Origin of the sequence: Nonomuraea sp. NPDC050310, assembly GCF_040655795.1 — a bacterium.
Classification (GTDB): domain Bacteria; phylum Actinomycetota; class Actinomycetes; order Streptosporangiales; family Streptosporangiaceae; genus Nonomuraea.
On sequence record NZ_JBFAKP010000014.1, the window covers coordinates 37,432 to 57,674 of the forward strand.

18 protein-coding genes are annotated in these 20,243 nt (G+C 72.3%); 12 read left to right on the forward strand and 6 right to left on the reverse strand.

From position 1 onward, the window contains the following. Positions 1 to 67 precede the first annotated feature (67 nt). Positions 68 to 1,177 (reverse strand): hypothetical protein, encoded by a 1,110-nt coding sequence (locus AB0I67_RS28050; RefSeq protein WP_357929055.1) that lies wholly within the window; start codon positions 1,175 to 1,177, stop codon positions 68 to 70. A 463-nt stretch (positions 1,178 to 1,640) separates the two neighbouring features. Next, positions 1,641 to 2,531, reverse strand: coding sequence for a hypothetical protein (locus tag AB0I67_RS28055; protein ID WP_357929058.1), 891 nt, complete (start codon positions 2,529 to 2,531; stop codon positions 1,641 to 1,643). Between the two features lie 749 nt (positions 2,532 to 3,280). Here AB0I67_RS28055 and AB0I67_RS28060 point away from each other — a divergent pair. Genes AB0I67_RS28060 through AB0I67_RS28095 form a run of 8 tightly spaced genes read left to right on the forward strand, consistent with a single transcriptional unit; the run spans position 3,281 to position 12,234 of the window. Next, complete coding sequence (locus tag AB0I67_RS28060) at positions 3,281 to 4,609, forward strand: exopolysaccharide biosynthesis polyprenyl glycosylphosphotransferase (protein WP_357929061.1); 1,329 nt, start codon at positions 3,281 to 3,283, stop codon at positions 4,607 to 4,609. Next, positions 4,609 to 5,952: an O-antigen ligase family protein gene (locus AB0I67_RS28065; protein WP_357929063.1), complete on the forward strand. Its 1,344-nt coding sequence runs from the start codon at positions 4,609 to 4,611 to the stop codon at positions 5,950 to 5,952. The genes AB0I67_RS28060 and AB0I67_RS28065 overlap by 1 nt, the downstream gene beginning before the upstream one ends. Then, entirely contained in the window at positions 5,949 to 7,487 is a 1,539-nt protein-coding gene (locus AB0I67_RS28070) for a lipid II flippase MurJ (RefSeq protein ID WP_357929066.1), read from the forward strand. The genes AB0I67_RS28065 and AB0I67_RS28070 overlap by 4 nt, the downstream gene beginning before the upstream one ends. Further along, positions 7,487 to 8,191 carry a polysaccharide deacetylase family protein gene (locus tag AB0I67_RS28075; RefSeq protein WP_357929069.1) on the forward strand — a complete coding sequence of 235 codons (705 nt, stop codon included), beginning with the start codon at positions 7,487 to 7,489 and terminating at the stop codon, positions 8,189 to 8,191. The genes AB0I67_RS28070 and AB0I67_RS28075 overlap by 1 nt, the downstream gene beginning before the upstream one ends. Further along, complete coding sequence (locus tag AB0I67_RS28080; protein ID WP_357929072.1) at positions 8,188 to 9,309, forward strand: glycosyltransferase; 1,122 nt, start codon at positions 8,188 to 8,190, stop codon at positions 9,307 to 9,309. Before AB0I67_RS28075 ends, AB0I67_RS28080 begins: the two co-directional genes overlap by 4 nt. Further along, on the forward strand, positions 9,306 to 9,935 hold the full coding sequence (locus AB0I67_RS28085; RefSeq protein WP_357929073.1) for a hypothetical protein: 630 nt from the start codon (positions 9,306 to 9,308) through the stop codon (positions 9,933 to 9,935). Before AB0I67_RS28080 ends, AB0I67_RS28085 begins: the two co-directional genes overlap by 4 nt. Further along, positions 9,932 to 11,068 (forward strand): GNAT family N-acetyltransferase, encoded by a 1,137-nt coding sequence (locus AB0I67_RS28090; RefSeq protein ID WP_357929075.1) that lies wholly within the window; start codon positions 9,932 to 9,934, stop codon positions 11,066 to 11,068. The genes AB0I67_RS28085 and AB0I67_RS28090 overlap by 4 nt, the downstream gene beginning before the upstream one ends. A gap of 41 nt (positions 11,069 to 11,109) precedes the next feature. Beyond that, positions 11,110 to 12,234 carry a glycosyltransferase gene (locus AB0I67_RS28095; RefSeq protein ID WP_357929078.1) on the forward strand — a complete coding sequence of 375 codons (1,125 nt, stop codon included), beginning with the start codon at positions 11,110 to 11,112 and terminating at the stop codon, positions 12,232 to 12,234. On the opposite strand, the gene AB0I67_RS28100 is transcribed toward AB0I67_RS28095, so the two are convergent. Then, entirely contained in the window at positions 12,212 to 13,951 is a 1,740-nt protein-coding gene (locus AB0I67_RS28100; RefSeq protein WP_357929080.1) for a glycosyl hydrolase, read from the reverse strand. The two genes, AB0I67_RS28095 and AB0I67_RS28100, sit on opposite strands and share 23 nt — an antisense overlap. Positions 13,952 to 14,299: 348 nt before the next feature. Between AB0I67_RS28100 and AB0I67_RS28105 the strand changes: the two genes are divergently transcribed. The 4 genes from AB0I67_RS28105 to AB0I67_RS28120 all read left to right on the forward strand — a co-directional run bounded on the left by AB0I67_RS28105 (position 14,300) and on the right by AB0I67_RS28120 (position 17,720). Next, positions 14,300 to 15,424 (forward strand): ATP-grasp domain-containing protein, encoded by a 1,125-nt coding sequence (locus tag AB0I67_RS28105; RefSeq protein ID WP_357929083.1) that lies wholly within the window; start codon positions 14,300 to 14,302, stop codon positions 15,422 to 15,424. Positions 15,425 to 15,439: 15 nt separating this feature from the next. Then, positions 15,440 to 16,705, forward strand: coding sequence for an NAD(P)-binding domain-containing protein (locus tag AB0I67_RS28110; RefSeq protein WP_357929086.1), 1,266 nt, complete (start codon positions 15,440 to 15,442; stop codon positions 16,703 to 16,705). Beyond that, positions 16,696 to 17,004 (forward strand): hypothetical protein, encoded by a 309-nt coding sequence (locus tag AB0I67_RS28115; RefSeq protein WP_357929088.1) that lies wholly within the window; start codon positions 16,696 to 16,698, stop codon positions 17,002 to 17,004. The genes AB0I67_RS28110 and AB0I67_RS28115 overlap by 10 nt, the downstream gene beginning before the upstream one ends. A gap of 86 nt (positions 17,005 to 17,090) precedes the next feature. Beyond that, positions 17,091 to 17,720: an NlpC/P60 family protein gene (locus AB0I67_RS28120; protein ID WP_357929091.1), complete on the forward strand. Its 630-nt coding sequence runs from the start codon at positions 17,091 to 17,093 to the stop codon at positions 17,718 to 17,720. Between the two features lie 129 nt (positions 17,721 to 17,849). Here AB0I67_RS28120 and AB0I67_RS28125 read toward each other — a convergent pair whose 3' ends face one another. The 3 genes from AB0I67_RS28125 to AB0I67_RS28135 form a co-directional block, all read right to left on the reverse strand. Further along, a complete protein-coding gene (locus AB0I67_RS28125) occupies positions 17,850 to 18,182 on the reverse strand; it encodes a hypothetical protein (RefSeq protein WP_357929094.1) in 333 nt (110 codons plus the stop codon). A 289-nt stretch (positions 18,183 to 18,471) separates the two neighbouring features. After that, positions 18,472 to 18,744, reverse strand: coding sequence for a hypothetical protein (locus AB0I67_RS28130; RefSeq protein WP_357929097.1), 273 nt, complete (start codon positions 18,742 to 18,744; stop codon positions 18,472 to 18,474). A gap of 237 nt (positions 18,745 to 18,981) precedes the next feature. Next, positions 18,982 to 20,166, reverse strand: coding sequence for a S8 family serine peptidase (locus AB0I67_RS28135; RefSeq protein ID WP_357929100.1), 1,185 nt, complete (start codon positions 20,164 to 20,166; stop codon positions 18,982 to 18,984). Between the last annotated feature and the right edge of the window lie 77 nt (positions 20,167 to 20,243).

A 20,243-nucleotide genomic window follows, 5' to 3' on the forward strand; every position in this document is an offset into this window, starting at 1 on the left:
GAACGTCCGGCGGGGGCGGACGGCCGGCTTTGCGATCTCTTTGGGGAGTGCTGGCCGTACAGGGCGGTTAGACGAGCGCTTCGTCGTCGCCCGTCCAGAGGTAGGTGACCATGACCCAGTCGTTGGTGGTCATCCCCAGGTCGTCCAGGAAGAGGCGGTCGGCGAGGTCGATGCCGGCCGGGTTGCGCACCTGGCGGGAGCGGTCGTCGCGGCGCTGGTTGTAGCCGTCCAAATAGGCGGCCTGAGCTTGCGGTTTTCCTTGCGGAAGATCGCGCCACATCTCGCGGACATGGGGACCGTTCCAATAATCGTCGCGGATATTCCACGGGCCGACATCCCAAATGGGCGCGGTGGCGCAACGGCTGGTCGCGGCGTAGCAGATCTTGACCTCGTACGCCTTGTCGCGAATTCCGGCGTTGAGCGCGCGGCGCGACGGGAGGGCGGCGAAACGGTCGGTGCTGCGGATGGTGTGGCCGTTGGCGGTCTTGTCGCCGATCTGGCCGATGCGGGTGGCGTAGACCCGGCTGGTCAGCGGCAGGTCGGGGGCGACTTGGGGCGTGGGGGTGGCCGTGGGGGTGGCCGTGGGGGTGGCCGTGGGGGTGGCCGTGGGGGTGGGTACAGCACTGGGCCCAGGAGTGGGTCCGGTGCGGGCGGGGTCGACGAGGAGGCGCAGGCTGTGCACCTCGGGGCCGGGGCCGGACGCGGTGTGGCGCTCCAGGGTGATGCGCGCCTGGAGCCGCACGACGGACCTCGGCAGGACGACCTCGGGGGCGTCGCGGGCGAACTCACGCCACTCGGTCCAGCGGTTCGTGGCGGTCTGGCCACGGATCTCGACCAGGACGTCGCTGCCGGGCGGGATCTGCGCCGACAGGACCGGACGGACCCGGTGGGTGGGGGCGGTGGTCCCGAAGGCCGCGCTCACGTAGAAGCCGTGGCGGGCGCCCTCTTCCCCGGCGAGGTCAACGGGCAGGGCGGGCAGGCGCAGGCCGCGCGTGGTGTGGTCGATGTTGTGCTGGCTCTCACCGGCGGAGGTCAGATCGACCGAGAAGCTCTGACCGGCTGAGGACAGGCGTTCCGCCGGGTCGGTCTCGCCGGCGGCCAGGACGCCGGGCGGGTGCAGCCAGGTCACGGCCAGAAGCGTCATGGCCAGGATGGTGCCGTTGAAGGTGAATCGCATGCCGTCCGCTCCCGGTGGATCGCCCGCACTCAGGGGCATCGGCCCTTGATCGGCAATACCCGCCGGCCGAGCGCCTTCTCACCTGTGGAGCGGTATACGAGATCCCACGAAATGGACGATCTTCCTGTACCTGGACGGACACGAGACCCCGGGCGACGGTGAAGCGGGCACCATCACTGCGCCCGGTGGTCTGCGTGATCATCCGCCGCCGGCCCGTCGACCGGCGGATCTTCCTGAAAGCCGTCCCGTTCCCGAGGTCCACACCCGGCGAAGGCACCGTTCGCCGGACGGGGGTTCAGGAAGCTTCGGGTGGCGAGCGCCACGGTCGTACCGGGGGCACTGGGGCCGAGGCCCCGCCGGAGTACCGGGCGTCAGGACTCAGAGACCGGAGCCAGCCAGCTCCGTCCACGAGACTTGCGGAGGCCCGCGCGACCAAAGCGGTCGCGCTCAGGCCGGGGCCGGGCTAGAGGCTCGGCGTGAGCTTCGTCAGGGCCTGGGAGGTCCCACCGGCGTTCTCCAGGGTGTCCTGCAGAACGGCGGGGGCGCCCCCGGTGCCGGGCAGAGCCGGCGCGGAGGAGAGAGGGCCTTCGACGAGCGGGGCGATCCCGTCGAGGGGGACGTCACCCGCCCGAGCGGCGTGCTGCTGCGTCAACGGGGCGCCCAGCACGGGGTCCAGCTCGGCGGCGACCTCTTCCGGCAGGGTGTGGCGAACCGCCTCTGTCGGGCCGACCAGCAGGTCCTCGGTGTCGACACCGCTCGCTGCCTGGGAGACCGAAGCGGACATGGGCTCGGTCTCGACGGCCGTCCGGTCGATGACGCGCGGCAGGACGGACTCGGTGACCTGTCCCAGGCCCGGGCCGTGCAGGACGCGGTCGGAGCGGTTGGCGACCTCACCGACGACGCTCGGGAACTCGCTCGGCTGGTACTCCACCGTCATGACGCGCTTGCTGTTCATCTTGGTGAAGGCCAGCGGGGCGGAGGCCGCGCCGGTCAGCGCCGCGACGGGGGTGCCGCCGGGGGTCAGGCCGGCGAACTGGACCGCCTGGGTGAGGGGCGGGTCGGCGACGGGCGCGCTCTGCGGCATGATCTCGGCGGGCGCCTCGACCGCGGCGGGCGCCTGGACCGGGCGGCCGGCGCCCTGGAGCGGACCGGCGCCCTGGAGCGGGCGGGTGACGCTGCTCAGCGGGCTCTGACCGCCGGAGGTCAGCGACTGCAGCGGGCCGGTGAGCGCCTGCAGCGGGCTCTGGCCACCGCCACCGCCGCCGCCCTGCTTGGTGGCGCTGCCGAGGAGGCCGCCGAGCGGGTCGGACCCGGCCGGGGCGGCCATGGCCGGACCGGCCAGGGCAGCAGCCATTCCCAGGCACGCCATTGCCATGGCAGTGCTTTTGATTACACGATTCATGATTGCCTTTCGGGCCTGTGATCGGACGCGGCGCGAATTCGCATGACCTGCGCGCCGATTACTCCGAAAGCCGCGATACGCGCGCCGTGGACACCACACAAAGCGCTATCGCAGCCGAGCTACTGAGAAAGGTTGTATCACTGCCCGTTCGCAGCCAACCATCGCTCTTAGATTAAGGGGACCCAGGCTTTGCCATCGACGACCGGTTAATAGCACACGAAGATTGCGTCGCCCGCACGGACCTCCTACGCGGCATAATGCGGACATTCATCGGCGAAGCACGTATCAGCCGGTCATCCGGGTGCGGCATGTCGCGATGGCTACCAATAGAGCGGGCCTGCCGGGTACCGGAGACTTGTCCGGGTTCGCGGCAACACAACGCACGGGCGGTATTCAGCAAGGCACGCCTAATTCAAAGATCGGGGCGCTGCCGAAAGATTTGCCCATGCCTGGCCGCCGCACGAGTCGTCCACCAGCGGAAAGCGCTACTCGCGCCGATACCATCTCCACGTTCTGGGGCGGAATGAACACCATTCTTGCGCTCCATCGCACCCCGCCGAGCACCAGCACCCACCCACGACTCCCACCCTGCCGAGACCCGATTCCGGCAGCGCCGTGTGCGACCGCGATCTTGGAGGCAACAGATGGCCGTAGCTGTTGGGACGAGCGAACCGACAGCCGAACGCGCGACGACGGCCCCTGTGCAGCACTCCCCCGCGCCCGGGCCGGGGCGACGGCCGTTGTCGCTGCGCGGTCCGGCCACCGCGCTCGCCGGGCTGGGCCGGGAGGCCCTGTGCCTGCCGGCCGCCGCGGCGCTGTCCGGCTGGACGGTGACCAACCTCGTCGCGGCGGTGGTGCTGGCCTGGGGGTTGCGGGCCGTACTCGGGCGGCGGGCCGCGGTCGCGCCGGTGGCGGGACTGGTGACCTTCATGCTGGAGGCCTGGTGGTTCGCCGCGGCCCCGCCGCCGCCCTCGGTGACATGGCTGGCGGCCGGAGCCGCGTACGCCGCGCTCGGCTGGCTGCTGACCGCGGTGTGGCAGGTGGCCGGACGGCTGGTGGCGCGGTGCCGGGCGCCGCGCCAGGCGGTGGTGCTGTCCTCGGGACAGCACGGCGCGCGGCTGGCCAAGGCCCTGCTCCAGCACCCGGAGTACCGGGTCGAGCCGGTCGGGCTGATCGGCGACGGCCTGCCCGGCTGCGAGGACGACCACGACCTGCCGCTACTGGCCACCTTCGACACGTGCGTCCCGATGCTCCGGCGCTCGGCCGTCCGCACGGTGATCGTGGCCGGCCGGCCGCCGATCTCCCGCACGTTGCTCCAGCAGATCAGCCAGACCGGCTGCGACGTGCTGTTCGCGCCCGCACCCGACGACCTCGCCCACGACTTCGTCGTCCCCGACCGGCACCTGCACAGCTTCCCGCTGGTCCCGATGCGCCCCCGCGCCCAGCAGCGCCCGCTATGGCTGGTCAAGCGGGTGATGGACTCGGCGATCGCGTCGCTCGCGCTGCTGGCCCTGTCCCCCGTGCTGCTGCTCTGCCTGCTGGCCGCGCGCATCGAGGGCGGCCCCGGCGTGCTCTTCCGCCAGCGGCGCGTCGGCATGAACGGCCGGCCCTTCGACATGCTGAAGATCCGCACGCTCAAGCCGTGCAGCCCGCACGACTCGGCCACCCGCTGGACCGTCGGCGAGAACCGGATCAGCGGTCCGATCGCCGGCTTCCTGCGCAAGACCTCGCTCGACGAGCTGCCGCAGCTCTGGAACGTCGTCATCGGGCAGATGAGCCTGGTCGGCCCGCGTCCCGAGCGGCCCTTCTTCGTCGAGCAGTTCTCCCGCCAGGTCGAGCACTACGACCGCCGCCACCGCGTCCCGGTCGGCATCACCGGCTGGGCGCAGGTGCACGGCCTGCGCGGCGACACCTCCATCGAGGAGCGCGCCCGCCTGGACAACTACTACATCGAGGCCTGGTCCTTCGGCCTCGACCTGCGGATCGCGCTCCGGACCGTCGGCTGCGTCCTGCGGCTGGGCGGCGCGTAGTGCTCGACGCCGAGCCACGCCGGGCCGCCCCGGCGCCGCCACGTGCCCGCTGGGCGCGGCCCAGCCTGCTGGCCGTGCTGGCCATCGCCGCCGTGTGCGCCCCCCAGCAACGCGCCGAGCTCGACGCCGCGTTCACCGTCACCCCCGCCGACCTGGCCTCGGGCGGCCTGGCCCTGGGCGCGGCGGTCGTCGCGCTGCGCGAGCGGCGCCGGCTGCCGCGCCGGGTGTTGCTCCTGGCGCTGCCGGCCGTGGCGGTCGCCGCCGCGACGATCGCCTCGCCCGAGGTCTTCGCCGCCCTGCCGGGGTTCGTCCGCTTCCTGCAGATCTTCGTGGTCATCCCGCTCGCCGTGGCCGTGGTGGTGCGTGATCGCACCGACCGGTGGCTGGTGGCCGGCTCCGTGCTCGCCGCCGCCCTGGTGCAGGCCGTACTCGGTTGCTGGCAGGCCGCGACCGGCACCGGCGCCTCCTACGGCGGGCAGGACATCCGGGCGGTCGGCACCTTCGGCGCGGTCGACGTCATGGGCATGGCCACCGTCGTCAGCTACGGCCTGATCATCGCCCTGGCCATCGCGCTTTCGATGCGCGGGCGGGGCCGGATCCTCGCGGTGCTCGCCTCGGTCCTGCTGGTCGCCGCGCTCGTGCTGTCGCTCAGCCGGGGCGCGTGGCTGGCCTGCTTCGTGGCCGGCGCGGTGATGGTCGTGCTCTCCGGCTGGCGCAAGGTGCTGGCCCTGGTCTCGGCCGGGGCGCTGGTCGTGCTCCTGATGTTCGCCACCGGCTGGGGCTCGACGACGCTCAAGCAGCGCGCCGCCTCCATCGCCGACGTCTCCTCCCAGCCCGACCAGTCGGTCAACGACCGCTACGGCCTCTGGGAGACGGCGGTCACGATGTGGGCCGACCGGCCCGCCCTGGGCGTCGGGCCGCGCGGCTTCGCCGAGTTCCGTGACACCTACGCGCCGCTGCACGTCTCGGCCAGCAGCGACACCGCCGACCCGGTCAACGGCTTCCACCGCCAGGAGCTGCGTTCCCCGCACAACATGTACCTGCTCGTCCTGAGCGAGCAGGGCCTCCTCGGCCTGTCGGCCTTCGTGCTGTTCTGGGCGGCCCTGATCATCTGGTCGGTACGGCGGGGCATCCGCACCCGCTCCGGCCCCTCCCGGGCGGCGGCCCTGTGCGCGGCCGGCTTCCTGGTCTGGCAGCTCACCGACTTCGTCTACGCCGACATCGGCGGCGCCCCCACGGTGATCATGTCGATCATGCTGGGCCTGCTCGTCTCCTGGGCCACCGGCTCCGAAGGCCCGAGATCCGGCGCCGCCCGACCAACCTGTGGGGCGACCACGGTATGACCCTGCTCAACTCCCGCAGATCGGCCCCCCGACGCGAGCGGGGGGTGGTCGCCCGCGCCACCGGGGTGACCATGGTGCTGACGATCGCCGGCTCGGCCTCGGGCTTCATCCGCGACCTGCTGGTCGCCGGGGTCTTCGGCGCCAGCGCCGGGACCGACGCCTTCATGGTGGCCTGGACCATCCCGGAGACCGCCGCGCCCCTGCTGATCGAGGGCGCGCTGTCGTTCCTGCTCATCCCGCACTTCAGCCGCGAGGTCGAACGAGGCACGTCGCTGCGTGACGCGGTCTGGTCGGCGCTGCCGAAGGCCGTGCTCGCGCTGATGGCGCTGACCGCGATCACCGCGCTGGCGGCTCCCTGGATCGCGCCCGGCCTGGCTCCGGGGATCCGCGAGCACGACCTGGCCGTGCGCTGCATGCAGATCACCGCGATCACCGTGCTGGGCTTCGGGGTGGCCGGCTACTGCAGCGCGGCGCTGCGCACGCAGAAGATCTTCGGCCCGCCGGCCGCGATCTACCTGGCCTACAACGCGGCCATCATCGCCGCCATCGGCCTCGGCCATGCCGGCTGGGGCATCTTCTCGGTGGCCTGCGGCGTGGCGGTGGGCGGGGTGTTCATGGCGCTGATCCAGCTCCCGGCCCTGTTCCGGCACATCGGCCGGCCGGTGCGGGCGGCCGCCTCCTCGTTGTCGTGGGCGGTCTTCGTGCCGATCGCCGCCTTCACCCTCATCCGGCAGGCGCAGGTCTTCGTGGAGCGGTTCGTCGCCTCCTCGCTGCCGCCGGGCTCGATCTCCCACCTCAACTACGCGCAGAAGATCGCGCAGGTGCCGATGATCGCCTCGCTCATCGTGGCCACCGTCACCTTCCCCGCGCTGGCGCGCAGCATCGCCGCGCGGGACGACGAGGCCGCCGCCCGGCGGGTGCTGGCCGACCTGCGGGTGGCCACGGTGATCGTGGTGCTGTCCACCGCCATCCTCGTCGCGCACGCGCCCGACGTGGTGCGGCTGCTGCTGGAGCACGGCGCGTTCACCGCCGCCGACACCGAGGCGACCGCGTGGAGCATGCGGCTGTACTGCCTGGGGCTGCTCGGGCAGGCCGTGGTCGGCGTGGTGTGCCGGATCTTCTTCTGCGCACCGCGCCCCGGCTGGTACCCCGCGCTGGCGATGGTGGCCGGCCTGGTCGTGACCGGCGTCGCCGCCCCGCTGCTGGCCGGGCCGCTCGGCGTCGGCGGGGTCGCGCTGGCGAACGCCGCGGGCATCACGCTGACCGCGGGCCTGCTGCTGGGCGGGCTCAGGAAGCCGCTGCTGGTGCTGCCCATGGGCGCGCTGGCGTGGTCCAGCCTGCGGTTCCTCATGGCCGGCGCGCTCGCCGCCGGCCTGTCCTTGTCGCTGCGCCCGTTCGCGCCGGACCTGCCGCTGATCGTCCTCGTCCCGGTCGAGGCGCTCTTCACCACGGCGGTCTTCGTGCTCGCGGCGCTGCTCGCCGGTTCAAGACGGGATCTCAGTTCGGCGCTGAGGCTACGCGAAGGGGGAGCGTGATGGTCAGTCCCACCCGGCAGCAAGTGCTGATGTACCACTCGGTCGACCAGTTCGACGAGGATCCGTACCTCATCACGGTCAAGCCGCAGCGGTTCGCCGCCCAGATGACGTGGCTCGTACGGCGCGGCCTGCGCGGCGTGAGCATGCGCGAGCTGCTCCGCGCCCAGCGGGCCGGGCAGGCGGGGCGGCTGGTCGGGCTCACCTTCGACGACGGCTATGCCGACTTCGCGGTGCATGCCGTACCCATCCTGCTCAGGCACGGCTTCACCGCCACCGTGTTCGCGGTCACCGGACGGCTCGGCGGCGACAACGACTGGGACCCGCTGGGCCCGCGCAAGCCGCTGATGACCGCCGCGCAGTTGCGCGAGGTCGCCGCGCACGGCATGGAGGTCGGCTCGCACACCCGCACGCACCGCTCGCTGGCCGGCGCCCCGGCGCCCGAGCTGCACCACGAGGTCAAGGCGAGCCGGGCCGAGCTGGAGGCCATCCTCGGCGAGGAGGTCACCGGCCTGGCCTATCCCTACGGGCACGCCGACGCCGACGCGGTCGAGGCCGTGCGGGCCGCCGGCTACGGCTACGCCTGCGGGATCAAGCCGCCGGCCGCCGATCCCCACTGCCTGCCGCGCACGCACATCGGCGAGCGCGACCGCTGGCTCCGGGTGACCGCCAAGCGGCTCCTGCACCAGTGGAAGTGGGGCCGATGAAGGTCTTGCACGTCATCACCGGCCTGGAGGCCGGTGGCGCGGAACGCCAGCTCCACGACCTGGTCGCCCACCACCGCGTCACCGCCGAGGTGGCCGCGCTGACCAGGCCGGGGCTGATCAGTCAGGCCATCCGCGAGCTGGGCGTGCCGGTCCACCACCTCGGCATGTCCGGCAACCGCGACCTGCGGGTGCTGAACCCGCTGTGGCGGCTGGTCCGCGAGGGCGGCTACGACGTGGTCCACGCCCACCTGTTCCGCGCCGGGCTGTACGGGCGGTTGGTCGCCCGGCTGGCCGGGGTCAGCGCCATCGTGGCCACCGAGCACTCCATCGGCGACCACCACCTGGAGGGCCGGCCCATCACCCGCTCGGTCCGCACCCTGGCCCGCGCCGGGGAACGGCTCGGGCACGTGACGGTCGCGGTCTCCTCGGCCGCCGCGCGGCGGCTCGAACGCTGGGGCGTGCCGGCCGACCGGATCGAGGTGATCCCCAACGGCATCGACCCGCGGGCCTTCCGCTTCGACCCGGCCGCGCGGACCACCACGCGCAGCCGGCTGACCATCCCGCCGCACCTCACCGTGGTCGGCGGCGTGGGCCGGCTGGAGCCCGGCAAGCGCTTCGACGTGCTGCTCGAGGCGGTCGCCCCGCTGCCCGACACCGTGCTGCTGCTGGTCGGCGACGGGCCGGAGCGGGCCAAGCTGGTCGCGCGGGCCCGCGAGCTCGGCATCGCGCACCGCATGATCCTCACCGGCCAGTCCAGCCAGGTGCCCGCGCTCCTGTCGGCCATGGACGTCTTCGCCGCCCCCTCGGAGGAGGAGACCTTCGGCCTGGCCGTCGTCGAGGCCCTGGCCGCCGGGCTGCCCGTGCTCCACGGCGCGTGCCCGGCCCTGGCCGAGCTGCCCCCCGGTTCGGCGCCGGGCGCCCGCCGGCTGCCGGCCGACCCCGCCGCCTACCGCGAGGCCATCGGCGAACTGGCCGCCTCGGGCACGCCGCGGCTGCCCGCCCCGCACGCGGTCGAGCACTACGCCATCGACCGCCACGTCACCCGCATAGAAGAGCTGTACCTGCGCCTGCACCAGCAGAGACACCGATCGACGACGGCTTTGGGAGAGCGACGATGAGATTGACCCGAAAGGTATCGGCCGCCATCGGGCGGTGGTGGCCGCAAGGCTGCGCCGTCATCATGGGCGTCTGCCTGGGCCTGCTGTACACCGCGCTCACCGAGCGCGTCTACACCGCCCAGGCCTACGTGGTGGTGGTCGCCGGCAGCGGCTCCAACATCGAGCAGACCACCAACTTCGCCCAGGCCTTCACCCGCATCGCCACCCAGCCCGGCATCATGACCACCGCGTTGCGGCCCGGCCTGCCCGCCCGGACGGTGGGCCAGCTCCAGCGGTCGGTGCGGGTCTCGGCCTCGCCCGACGCCCCGCTGATCAGCCTGACCGCCACCGCGCCCCAGCCCACGCAGGCCTCCCTCCAGGCCAACGCGCTGGCCCAGGCGCTGATCACCTACGCCGGGCTGCACGCCGCCGACACCGGCGTCCGCATCGCGAGCCTGTCGCAGGCCGCGCCGCCCGAGGAACCCTCAGGGCCGGACCGGCTGATCAACGTCGCGGTGGGCGGCGCCGCCGGGCTCCTGGTCGGCGGGCTGTTCTACCTCGTCGCCCCGCCGTCGCGGCGCAAGTCGCACGACGAGCCCGCCGCCCGCGCGCGTGAGCGCTCGGAGAAGCGGCCGGTCGAGGCATGAGGCCCGACATCCGCCGCGGCAGCACGCTCGGCTGGTACCCGACCCTCCTCGCCGACCCGGCCGAGTTCCGCTCGCTCGGGCCCGCCTGGGACGACCTCTACGCCCGCTGCAACGCGGCCACCCCGTTCCAGTCGCACGCCTGGCTCGCCTCCTGGTGGCAGCAGTACGGCCGGCGGCACGGCCTGCGCGTCCTGGTGCTGCGCCGGCAGGAGCAACTGCTGGCCGCGCTGCCGCTCGTGCGCACCTGGCGCTGGGGCTGCCGGGTGCTGAGCCCGCTGGGCCAGTCGTTGTCGGACTTCACCGACGTGCTCGTGGACGACGAGGAGTCCGGCACGCTCCTGCCGGCCGCCGCCGAGGAGCTGCTGCGGGTGCCCGGGTGGGACGCCATGGACTTCCCCGAGGTACGGCCCGGCGCCACGGTGGAGCGGTTGCACGCCTGCTGGCCACGGAACGGCTGGCGGATGACCGCCTCGTGCTGCCTGTCGATGCCTGCCGTACCGCTCAAGGACCAGGTGGCGGCGATGAGCGGCCGGTCGGCGGGCAAGCTGCGCCGGCACCTGCGCAAGATCGACGACCTGGGCGTGCGGGCGACCGCGGTCCGGCCCGAGCAGGTGCCCGCGGCCATGGACGAGCTGCTGCGGCTGCACAACCTGCAGTGGTCGGGACGCGGGATCAACCCCGAGCACCTGCGGCCGCGTTTCCGCGAGCACCTGGTGCACTCCGCGGTCCGGCTCGTGGGCGCGGGGCAGGCCGCGCTGACCGAGTTCAGGGTGGGTGAGCGGCTGGTCGCGGCGAACCTCTCCATCGTCGGCACCGACTTCGCCGGCGGCTACCTCTACGGCACCGACCCCTGGCTGCGCACCCAGGTGGACACCTTCGCCATGATCGTCCAGCACGAGCTGGGCCAGGCGCACGAGCGCGGGCTGCGCGAGGTGAGCATGTTGCGCGGCGGCGAGCCGCACAAGGCCAAGTGGGGCGCGGTCGCCGTCGACAACCAGCGCCTGCTGTTCGCCAGGACGCCGGCGGCGAGCGCCTACGCCGCGGCGGTGAGGCTGCGGGCGCACGCCGCCCGGACGATCAAGGCCCGCTTCCCCGCCCTCGCCGGGCAGCCGCCCGCCCCGGCCGAGCAGTGAAGGCCGTGCCATGACCCCCTCGGACCAGTGAAAGCCGTGCCATGACCCACCCTCCGTTGTCCGTCCTGCACGTCAGCCAGCCCGTCGAGGCGGGTGTCGCGGTCTACGTGGGCGCCGCCGCGGCCGACCAGTCGCGGCGCGGCTGGCGGGTGACCGTGGCCGCCCCCGCGCACGGCCCGCTGGCCGCCGGCCTGCGGGAGCACGGCGTCGCCCACGTCGCCTGGGAGGCCGCCCGCTCCCCCGGGCCGAGCTGCCTGCCCGAGGCGCTGGCCCTGCGCCGCATCGTCGCCGAGGTGGACCCCGACGTGGTGCACCTGCACTCCGCCAAGGCCGGGCTGGTCGGCCGGCTCGTCCTCAGGGGCCGCCGGCCCACCCTCTTCCAGCCGCACGGCTGGTCGTGGCTGGCCTGCCGGGGCGCGATGACGCGCGCCGCCGTCGCCTGGGAACGCGCCGCCGCCCGCTGGGCCGCCGCGACGCTGTGCGTGGGGGACGGCGAAGCGGTCGCGGGCGCCGAGCAGGGCCTGGACACCGGCCTCGTCGTGGTGCGCAACGGCGTCGACCTCGACCGCTTCACCCCCGCCGGGGAGGAGCCGCGGCTGCGGGCCAGGAGCGAGCTCGGCCTGCCCGAAGGGGCGCGCGTCGCGTTGTGCGTGGGCCGGATCACCGAGCAGAAGGGGCAGGACCTGCTGCTGCGCGCCTGGCCCCAGGTGCTGGACGCCTGCCCGGACGCGTTGCTGGTGCTGGTCGGCGAGGGCGAGCTGCGGGCCGCGCTGGAGGCGGTCGCGCCGCCCCGCGTGCTGTTCGCCGGGGCCTCGGCCGACGTGCGGCCGTGGTACGCCGCCTGTGACGTGGCGGTCATGCCGTCACGCTGGGAGGGGCTGCCGCTGACCGCGCTCGAAGCCATGGCCAGCGGCCGGCCGGTGGTCGGCTTCGCCATCCCCGGCCTCGACGAGGTCGTGCCCGCGACCGCCGGCACCCTGGTCGCCCCCGGCGATCACGTGGCGCTGGGCCGCGAGCTCGCCGTACGGCTGGCCGTACCGGCCCTGGCGTGGGAGGAGGGTCAGGTGGCCGCGGCGCGTAGCAAGGAGTTCGACGCGCGGGCGACCATGGATCGCCTCGCGCGTCTCACCCTCGACGTCGCCGCTACGGGAGCGGCGGGTTGTTGATCGCCGGGCTCGGCAGCTCGTCACCGATCGGCAGGTCGGCGGCCGGGTCGGCCGGGACCGGCGGGCCGGCGACGAGGCTCAGCAGGCTCTGGCACAGGGTGATCACCCAGGTGACCAGGCCGCTGCTCACCTGAACCTCGACCGCGACCGGGCTCGGGGTGGGTGACTGTCCATCCCGCAGCGGGAGCGCCGCGGCGGCGGTGGCCGGCGTGCCGGACGGCGACGGAGACGCTGACGGTGACGACGTCGGCGTCGCCGTTGACGTCGGTGTCGCCGTCGAGGTGGGTGTGGCGGTCGGTGACGGCGTCGCGGGCCGCGGCGACGCGCTCGACGTGCCGGTCGGTGACGCGGTCGGGGTGGCGGTCGGTGACGCGGTCGGAGTGGCGCGCGGCGCCCCGGACTTGGCCGGGGTGGTCGTCGGCTCGGGCGAGGCCGCGGCCGCCTGCCTCGTCGGCGGCAGGGTGACCGGCAGCGCGGTGGGCACGCCGGTGGGCAGCCCCGTCGGCAGATCGGTGGGCAGCTTGGTCGGCAGGTCCGTCGGCAGGCCGGTGGGCAGATCGGTCGGCAGATGGGTCGGCAGGTCCGTCGGCAGGACGCCGGTGGGCAACGGGACGCTCGGGCCGGCCGGCGTCGAGGTCGGGCCGGGCTTGCCGGTCAGTGACGGGCTGGGCGTCGAGGTCGGGCCGGGCTTGCCGGTCAGCGACGGGCTGGGCGTCGGGATGGGCGGCAACATCTGCCGCAGCACCTTGCGGTAGCCGTCCGAGGAGCGCGGGTTGTCCGAGCAGAGCCAGACGCCGTGCGGGCAGTAGTCCGACAGCGAGTGGTAGACGACGTTGTTCTTCTCGATCCACTCCAGCATCTGCTTCACGTACGTGGGCCGGTCGCCGTAGCGGAACAGCCCCCACTCCGGGAAGGACATCGGCTTGCCGTGCGCCGCCGCGAACTGGGCGTGATGGCGCAGGCCGTACGGCTGGTCGATGTACTCCTGGAAGCTCTGCGAGGGCGGCTGGTCGTAGCTGTCGAGTCCGATGATGTCGACGACGTCGTCACCCGGGTAGCACTCGGTCCATGGGATGGCGTCGCGCCCGCGGTTGGCGGTGAAGTCGAAGCGGAAGTTCTGTCCCGGCACCGACTTCATCGCGGCCACGATGCGCCGCCAGTACTGCTTCCAGGCGGTCGGGTTGGGCCCGCAGCGGCTGGAGTAGGTGGTGCCGTTCATCTCCCAGCCGAGGACGATGATCGAGTCTTCCGCGTCCTGGGCGACCAGGCGGGCGGCGAGCTGGCGGTAGGTGAGGTCGAAGGCGCCGTTGGCGCCCGCGCTGAGCAGGACCGAGACGGTGGTGTCGTCGAGGGCGCCCTCGTTGGGCGCGACCATGGGCACGTTGATGGCCAGGATGCGGCCGGGTTTCTCGGCCCGCCACTTCGTCCACGGCTTGAGGATGAAGTCGGGGCCGAGGAAGGCCGCCCAGTTCTCGCCCGGGATGTAGGTGCGGCCGACGGTGACCTCCCGCCCGAGCCAGCGCTCGAACTCCGGCAGACGCGAGGTCCCCCGGGCATCGGATCCGGTGAAGACGCCGAGCGCCGCCTTCGGTTGGACGTTGTTGCGCAGCGCAGGCTCGGCCTCCGCATAGGGCCGAACGGCCACGACGGCGACCAGGAGAAAGGCTGCCCCCAGCGCGCCCCGGACTCGAAGTCCGGAGAACTTTTGCCTACTCATCCAGCTGACTCACATTCCTGCGTGACAGTGCATCACTGTGGACTCCCCTTCCCGCTTTCGGCTTCAGAACAACATAAAAATCTGCCCAGCGGCTTTTCTGAATAATGCGCAGGATGCCCGACTTGATAGCATTGCCAACTAGTTGAACCCATACCCGCGCGGAGTGTTGGGGAAACAGGGAAGAGAAATAGCGAAGCCATGGAAAGAATTTCATTGATGACATGATATGAATGACCGGTGAATCACGCGCCCCGCAATAGCGACCCCCGGGCACCTGCATTGCTGGTCCGCATGGACAGCAATCCATTTCACCACGGAACGCTCGCGGCCATTCGCACGCTGGGCCGGATGGACGTCGCGGTGCACGCCGTGCTGGCCGCGCCGCACGGACCCGTGGCACAGTCGCGCTACCTGGCCAGCCGTACGCTGTGGGCGAGCGCGCCCACCCCCGAGGAGAGCTTTCTCGCGACGCTGCGCAGCACGGCGAAAAGAATGGGCAGGCCCGCCGTACTGCTGCCGATGGACGATATCACCGCCATTTATATCGCCCGCCATTCCGCCATTCTCGCGCCGAATTTCCTGGTGTCGGCCCCGGCGGCCGACGTGCCCGCCCGGGTGGCCGACAAGCACACCCTGGCCGCCACCTGCGCGGAGCACGGCATCCCCCATCCGGAGATCCGGGTCATCGAGAACGCGGCGGACGTGTCGGCCGCGCCGTTCGGCTACCCGCTGATGGCCAAGTGGGCGCGGCCCTGGCTGTCCACCGGCGAGCACGGCTTCCGCAGCACGATGGTCGTCCGCACCCCCGCCGACCTGGCCGCCGTCGCCGACCTCGCCGCGCTGGAGCCGGGCGAGCTGCTGCTGCAGCGCCATCTCGCGCCGCGGCCGGACGCGGACTGGTTCTTCCACGGCTACTTCCGCGACGGCTCCTGCGTCTTCTCCGGGACCGGCCGCAAGGAACGCGCCTACCCGCCCACCGCGGGGATCACCACGCTGGGCCGCTGGCTGCCCAACCCCGAGATCGACGAGACCGCCCGGACGCTGGCCAAGGCGCTGGGCTACTCGGGCGTGCTCGACCTGGACTTCCGCTACGACCCCCGGGACGGGCGGCACTACCTGCTGGACTTCAATCCGCGGGTGGGCGCGCAGTTCCGGCTGTTCGGCGACACCGGCGGGATGGACGTGATCCGCGCCGCCTACCTCGACCTGGCCGGCGAGCCGCTCGACGTGGGTGCACCGCACTACGACCGCACCTATCTGGTCGAGAACTACGACCTGCTGCGGAAATTGATGCGCGCGCGCGGCACGAATTCCGGAAAGGGCCGCGGCTGGCTCGCCTCGCTCCGCCAGGCCGACGAACTCGCCTGGTACGCGAGCGATGATTTCGAGCCCTTCGTCGGAATGGTGAAGCACACCTTTCTCCGCGCGCTCAAGGGCCGCAGAAAGCAGCCGCCCCGCCGGCCGCACGATTGAGAGGATGCCATGGCAATGACAACAGTCGACGTAGCCGTCGTCGGAGCGGGCCCGTACGGGCTGTCCGCGGCGGCCTACTCGATCGAGGCCGGGCTCGACACCCAGGTCTTCGGCAGGCCGATGTACGCCTGGGCCCGGCACATGCCGGTGGGCATGTTGCTGAAGTCCGAGCCGTTCGCCTCCCACCTCGCCGACCCGGCCGGGGAGTACACCCTGGGGACGTACTGCGAGGCCCATGACTTCCCGTACGCCACCTACCAGCCAACTCCGGTCGAACGGTTCGTCGACTACGGCCGCTGGTTCGGTGAGAAGGCCGTGGGCGACCGGATCACGCCGGTGGACGTGAGCCTGGTCGACCGGCAGGACGGTGAGTTCCTGCTGACGCTGACCTCGGGCGAGCAGGTCAGGGCCCGCACGGTCGTCATGGCCGTCGGCTTCCTGCCCTTCGCGCGCACACCGAAGGCGCTGGCGCCGCTGCCCGAGCCGCTGCTGACGCACAGCAGCCAGGTGCACGACCTGAGCGAGTACGCCGGGCAGCGGGTGGCGGTCGTCGGCGCCGGGCAGTCGGCGATCGAGACCGCCTGCCTGCTGCGCGAGGCCGGCGCCGAGCCGCACCTGATCGCCCGCGGCCCCGAGCTGATCTGGAACGCCGACCCGGTGGGCAAGCGCTCGCTGGTGTCCCGCGTGCTGGCTCCCCAGTCGGGCCTCGGCTCCGGCCTGCGGTCCTGGGTGTGGTCGGAGCGGCCCTCGGTGGTGCCGTTCCTGCCCGCCGCGATGCGGCGGCGCATCGTGCGGACCACGCTCGGGCCGGCCGGGTCGTGGTGGCTCAAGGAGCGCTTCACCGGGATCACCACGACGCTCGGCGCGCGGCTGCGTGAGGCCCGGCGGGCCGGCGACGGCGTCGAGCTGACGCTGCAGGAACGCTCGGGCGGCGGCCAGGTCCGCGTGCACGCCGACCGGGTCATCGCGGCCACCGGTTACGCGGTCGACCTGCGCCGGCTCGACCTGTTCGCGCCCGCGCTGCGCGCCTCGATCCTGCAGGAGCGGTTCGCGCCGCTGCTGAGCCGCCGCTTCGAGTCGTCCGCGACCGGGCTGTTCTTCGTCGGCCTGGCCGCCGCACCCACCTTCGGGCCGCTGATGCGGTTCGTCCACGGGACCAGGTTCGCCGCCGCCACCCTCGCGCCCGCGCTGGTCGAGCGGGTCACGGGGTTGCGGGGTGACCACGTCCGTCCTCTCGCCACCGCGCCTCGTCCAAGAACAGGAGAACCGTCATGCCGCTGAACCGGAACCGCTCCCCCTTCCGCGCCGCCAGGGCCGTCCGCCTGGTGGCGCTCGTGCTGGGCGCCGGGTTGCTCTTCCCCGCCCTGCCGTGCGCGGCCGACACCATCGGGAACGCCGGGACCGAGGTGCACGGCCCGGACGTGGTCGCGACCTCCCCGGTCGAGGGCCGGCTGCCCACGCTGAGCGTCTTCCCGCCGGTGACCGACGGCTCGGTGGTGATGCGGCCCAAGAGCCCCACGGCGCACGGGGTCGCGCTGGCCTCGCTGAGCGACCTGGACGCGACCGTCCCCCGGCCCTGAGCCCCGGCGGGGCTTGGCCCGGCCCCGGGTGAGACATAGATCCCCGTTGGGGCTGTCAGAAGACGGTAGCGGGCACTTTGCGTGCCATGAAACGAATGTTCATCACCAGCGGGGCCCTGCTGCTTGTCTGCACGGCCCCGCTTTCGTTTCCCGCCCAGTCCCAGGCCGCGGCCCGGTCACAGGCGGCGGCGCTCGCCCGCGGGGAGATCGCGGCCCAGGCCGCGGTCAGGATGATCGGCACGCCGTATTCGTGGGGCGGCGGCGGAGCCACCGGGCCGTCGTTCGGCATGGGGCGCGGGGCTCGTACCAAGGGGTTCGACTGCGCCGGGCTGACCGAGTACGCGTGGGCCCAGGCCGGCGTGCGGATCGGCTCGACCACCTATCAGCAGTGGCGGGCGGGCGCCAGGGTGGCGCGGAGCCGCCTGCAGCCGGGCGACCTGGTCTTCTTCGAGACCAACGCCAGGCGGGAGGGTCCTGATCACGTCGGCGTGGCCGTGGACGCCGACCGGATGGTGGTGGCGCCGTTCACCGGCACCGTCGTGCGGGTCGAGCGCATCGACCGCAAGGACCTGGCCGGGATCGTGCGCCCGGCGGCCACCGAGTGGCGGCCCAGAAAGGCCCCGCTGTGGCGCGGAAAGCGGCTGACCGGGACCGGGGTGCGCCGCGAACCGGGTGGGGACATGAAACTGCCCCTGATTCGGAGTCTCGGTAGTTGAGACCCGATTCAGGGGCAAAGTCTGACGAAGGTGAGGGAGAGTGCCCGTCTGCCACTCACCTGTCAGATCGTCTTCTTCCGCCGGTCAGCCGACCGGCGGAGCACAGACGTGAGAAGCGCTGGACTGGTCTCAGCCGTCCACGTTCTCGACGTCGGTGATGGCGGTGTTGTTGGTCAGCAGGTTCAGGTTGATGCGCTCGAGGTGGGCGATCGTCAGAACGTCGATCTCGTTGCCGTTGAGCGCGTGGTTCAGAACCGGAACCACGATCGACGCCGGGCTGTGCGCGTTGCCCACGTTGTCCTCGTGGTCGCTGCCACCCCAGGTGGCCGCGGACGCAGCGGTGGACGAGGCGGCCAGGAAGGCCCCAGCGGCGAGCGCACCGATGACAATGCGACGAAGCATTTTTAACTTCCTCCAGTGAACGATTGGATTGGGGCGCAGCGCCGTGTATTCGGCTGCCACGCCACGCAGGACTACTCTGCCGCGCCACGCGGGCCAATTCCATCGAAATCGGCCACACTAGCGTCAAGGTCCGTTCTGGTTTCCTTGGCACAGTGCCGCAGGCGCTATTAGCCATGATCCTTCTTCGGTTTACCGAAGAAAAGTGCTGCTTACTCGTTCGCCCGTCATGGCGTATTCGGGCGGGCGGGCCGGAGCGAATCCGGCCGCTGTTCTCGGCTCCGGGCCGGCGGCACGACGCACGCCGTCCCGGAGCCGGTCACCTCGTACGAGGCCGGTGGATCTGAGAGCCTCAGCCGTCCACGTTCTCGGCGTCGACGATGGCGGTGTCGTTGGTGAGCACGTTCGCGTTGATCCGCTCGAGGTGGGCGAGGGTCAGCACGTCGACCTCGTTGCCGTTCACGGCGTGGTTGGCGATCGGAACCACGATCGACGCCGGGCTCTTGTAGTTACCGACGTTGTCCTCGTTGTCGCCGCCACTCCAGGTGGCCGCGGACGCAGCGGTGGACGAGACGGCCAGGAAGGCCCCAGCGGCGAGCGCACCGATGACAATGCGACGAAGCATTTTAACTTCCTCCAGTGAACGATTGGGTTGGCGGCGAGGGCCCCCGGGAATTCGGCCGCTGCACCACCTGCTACTACTCTGCCGTGCCGCCGCGACTAATTCCACCGGATTAACCCTGGCTAAAGTCAAAGACCGTTCTGGATTCCCTGACGATGCGCGAGCGGCATTTATTCGCCCATCGGACTTTCTGTGGTTGCCCAAAGAAATGCCGTCACATTCTCTGGGCATATCGGGCATTTATCGCCTGTCATCAGAATCTGCGATATAGAGCAGCCGACCCGGCGAACCGCCATCAAAGTCCGAAATCGTGGCGGCGCTCAGCAGGCTCCGGTGGAGCTGGGCCGGCGTCGCCTGCGGCTGGGCGCCCAGCAGAAGCGCCACCGCGCCGGCCACGTGCGGGCTCGCCATGGACGTGCCGCTGGCCGTGCGGATCCCGTTGTCGTCGTTGTTCCAGGCCGACGGGATCTCCGCGCCCGGCGCGAACAGGTCCAGGCAGCGGCCCCGGTTGGAGAACGCGCCCCTGGTGTCGGTCCTGGTGCTCGCCCCGACGGTGATCGCCTCACGCACCCAGGCCGGGGAGACCCGGCAGGCGTCCTGACCGCCGTTCCCCGCGGCCACCACGTACGGCAAGCCCGACGCGATCGAGCTGCGCACGGCCCGGTCGATCACCCGGCTGCGGCCGCTCTGCAGGCTCATGTTGACCACGGCCGGCCGGGTGGCGTTCCTGGTCACCCAGTCGATCCCGGCCACCATGTCGGCGGTGGTGCCGGTGCCGTCGCAGTCGAGCACCCGGACGGCCACCAGCCCCACGTCCTTGGCCACCCCGTACGTGGCGCCGCCCAGGGTGGCGGCCACGTGGGTGCCGTGGCCGAAGCAGTCCTGGGCGACGGAGTCGGACTCGATGGCGTCGAAGCCGTGCTTGGCCCGGCCGCCGAACTCGGTGTGCGTCGTGCGCAGGCCGCTGTCGATGACGTAGGCGGTCACCCCGGCGGCGCTGCCGCCGCGCAGCGCGAGCCCGTCGAGCGGCAACCCGCGCTGGTTGACCCGGTCGAGGCCCCAGGAGGTGACCGGGGCCACCGAGCCCGCCCGGCTCACCGCGGTCCGGGCGGTGAAGACCCGGTTGGGCTCGACCCTCGCCACCCTCCGGTCGGCCGCCAGCCGCCGGGCCTGGGCCGGGGTCATCGTGGCCGAGAAGCCCCGCAGGGCGGCGGCGTAGACGTGGTGGATGCGCCCGCCGTACTTTCTGGCCAGCCGTGCGGCCTGATCACCGACGCGGCCGGCGTCGCCGTCCGGCGCGCGGCGCAGGGCGACCACGTAGGTCGTCCGGGCCCGGTCGCGCGAACCGGCTCCCGGCCCGTCCCCCGGGCCGTCGGCCGGTACGGTGACCAGCCCGAGCAGGAGGGCGAGTGCCATCCAGGTCATGAAGAACCTCGTTTCTTCTCGAACCGGCTCGCAAAGCGAAGGCTCTTTCCGAACCGGCTCACATGCGAAGGCCCGGC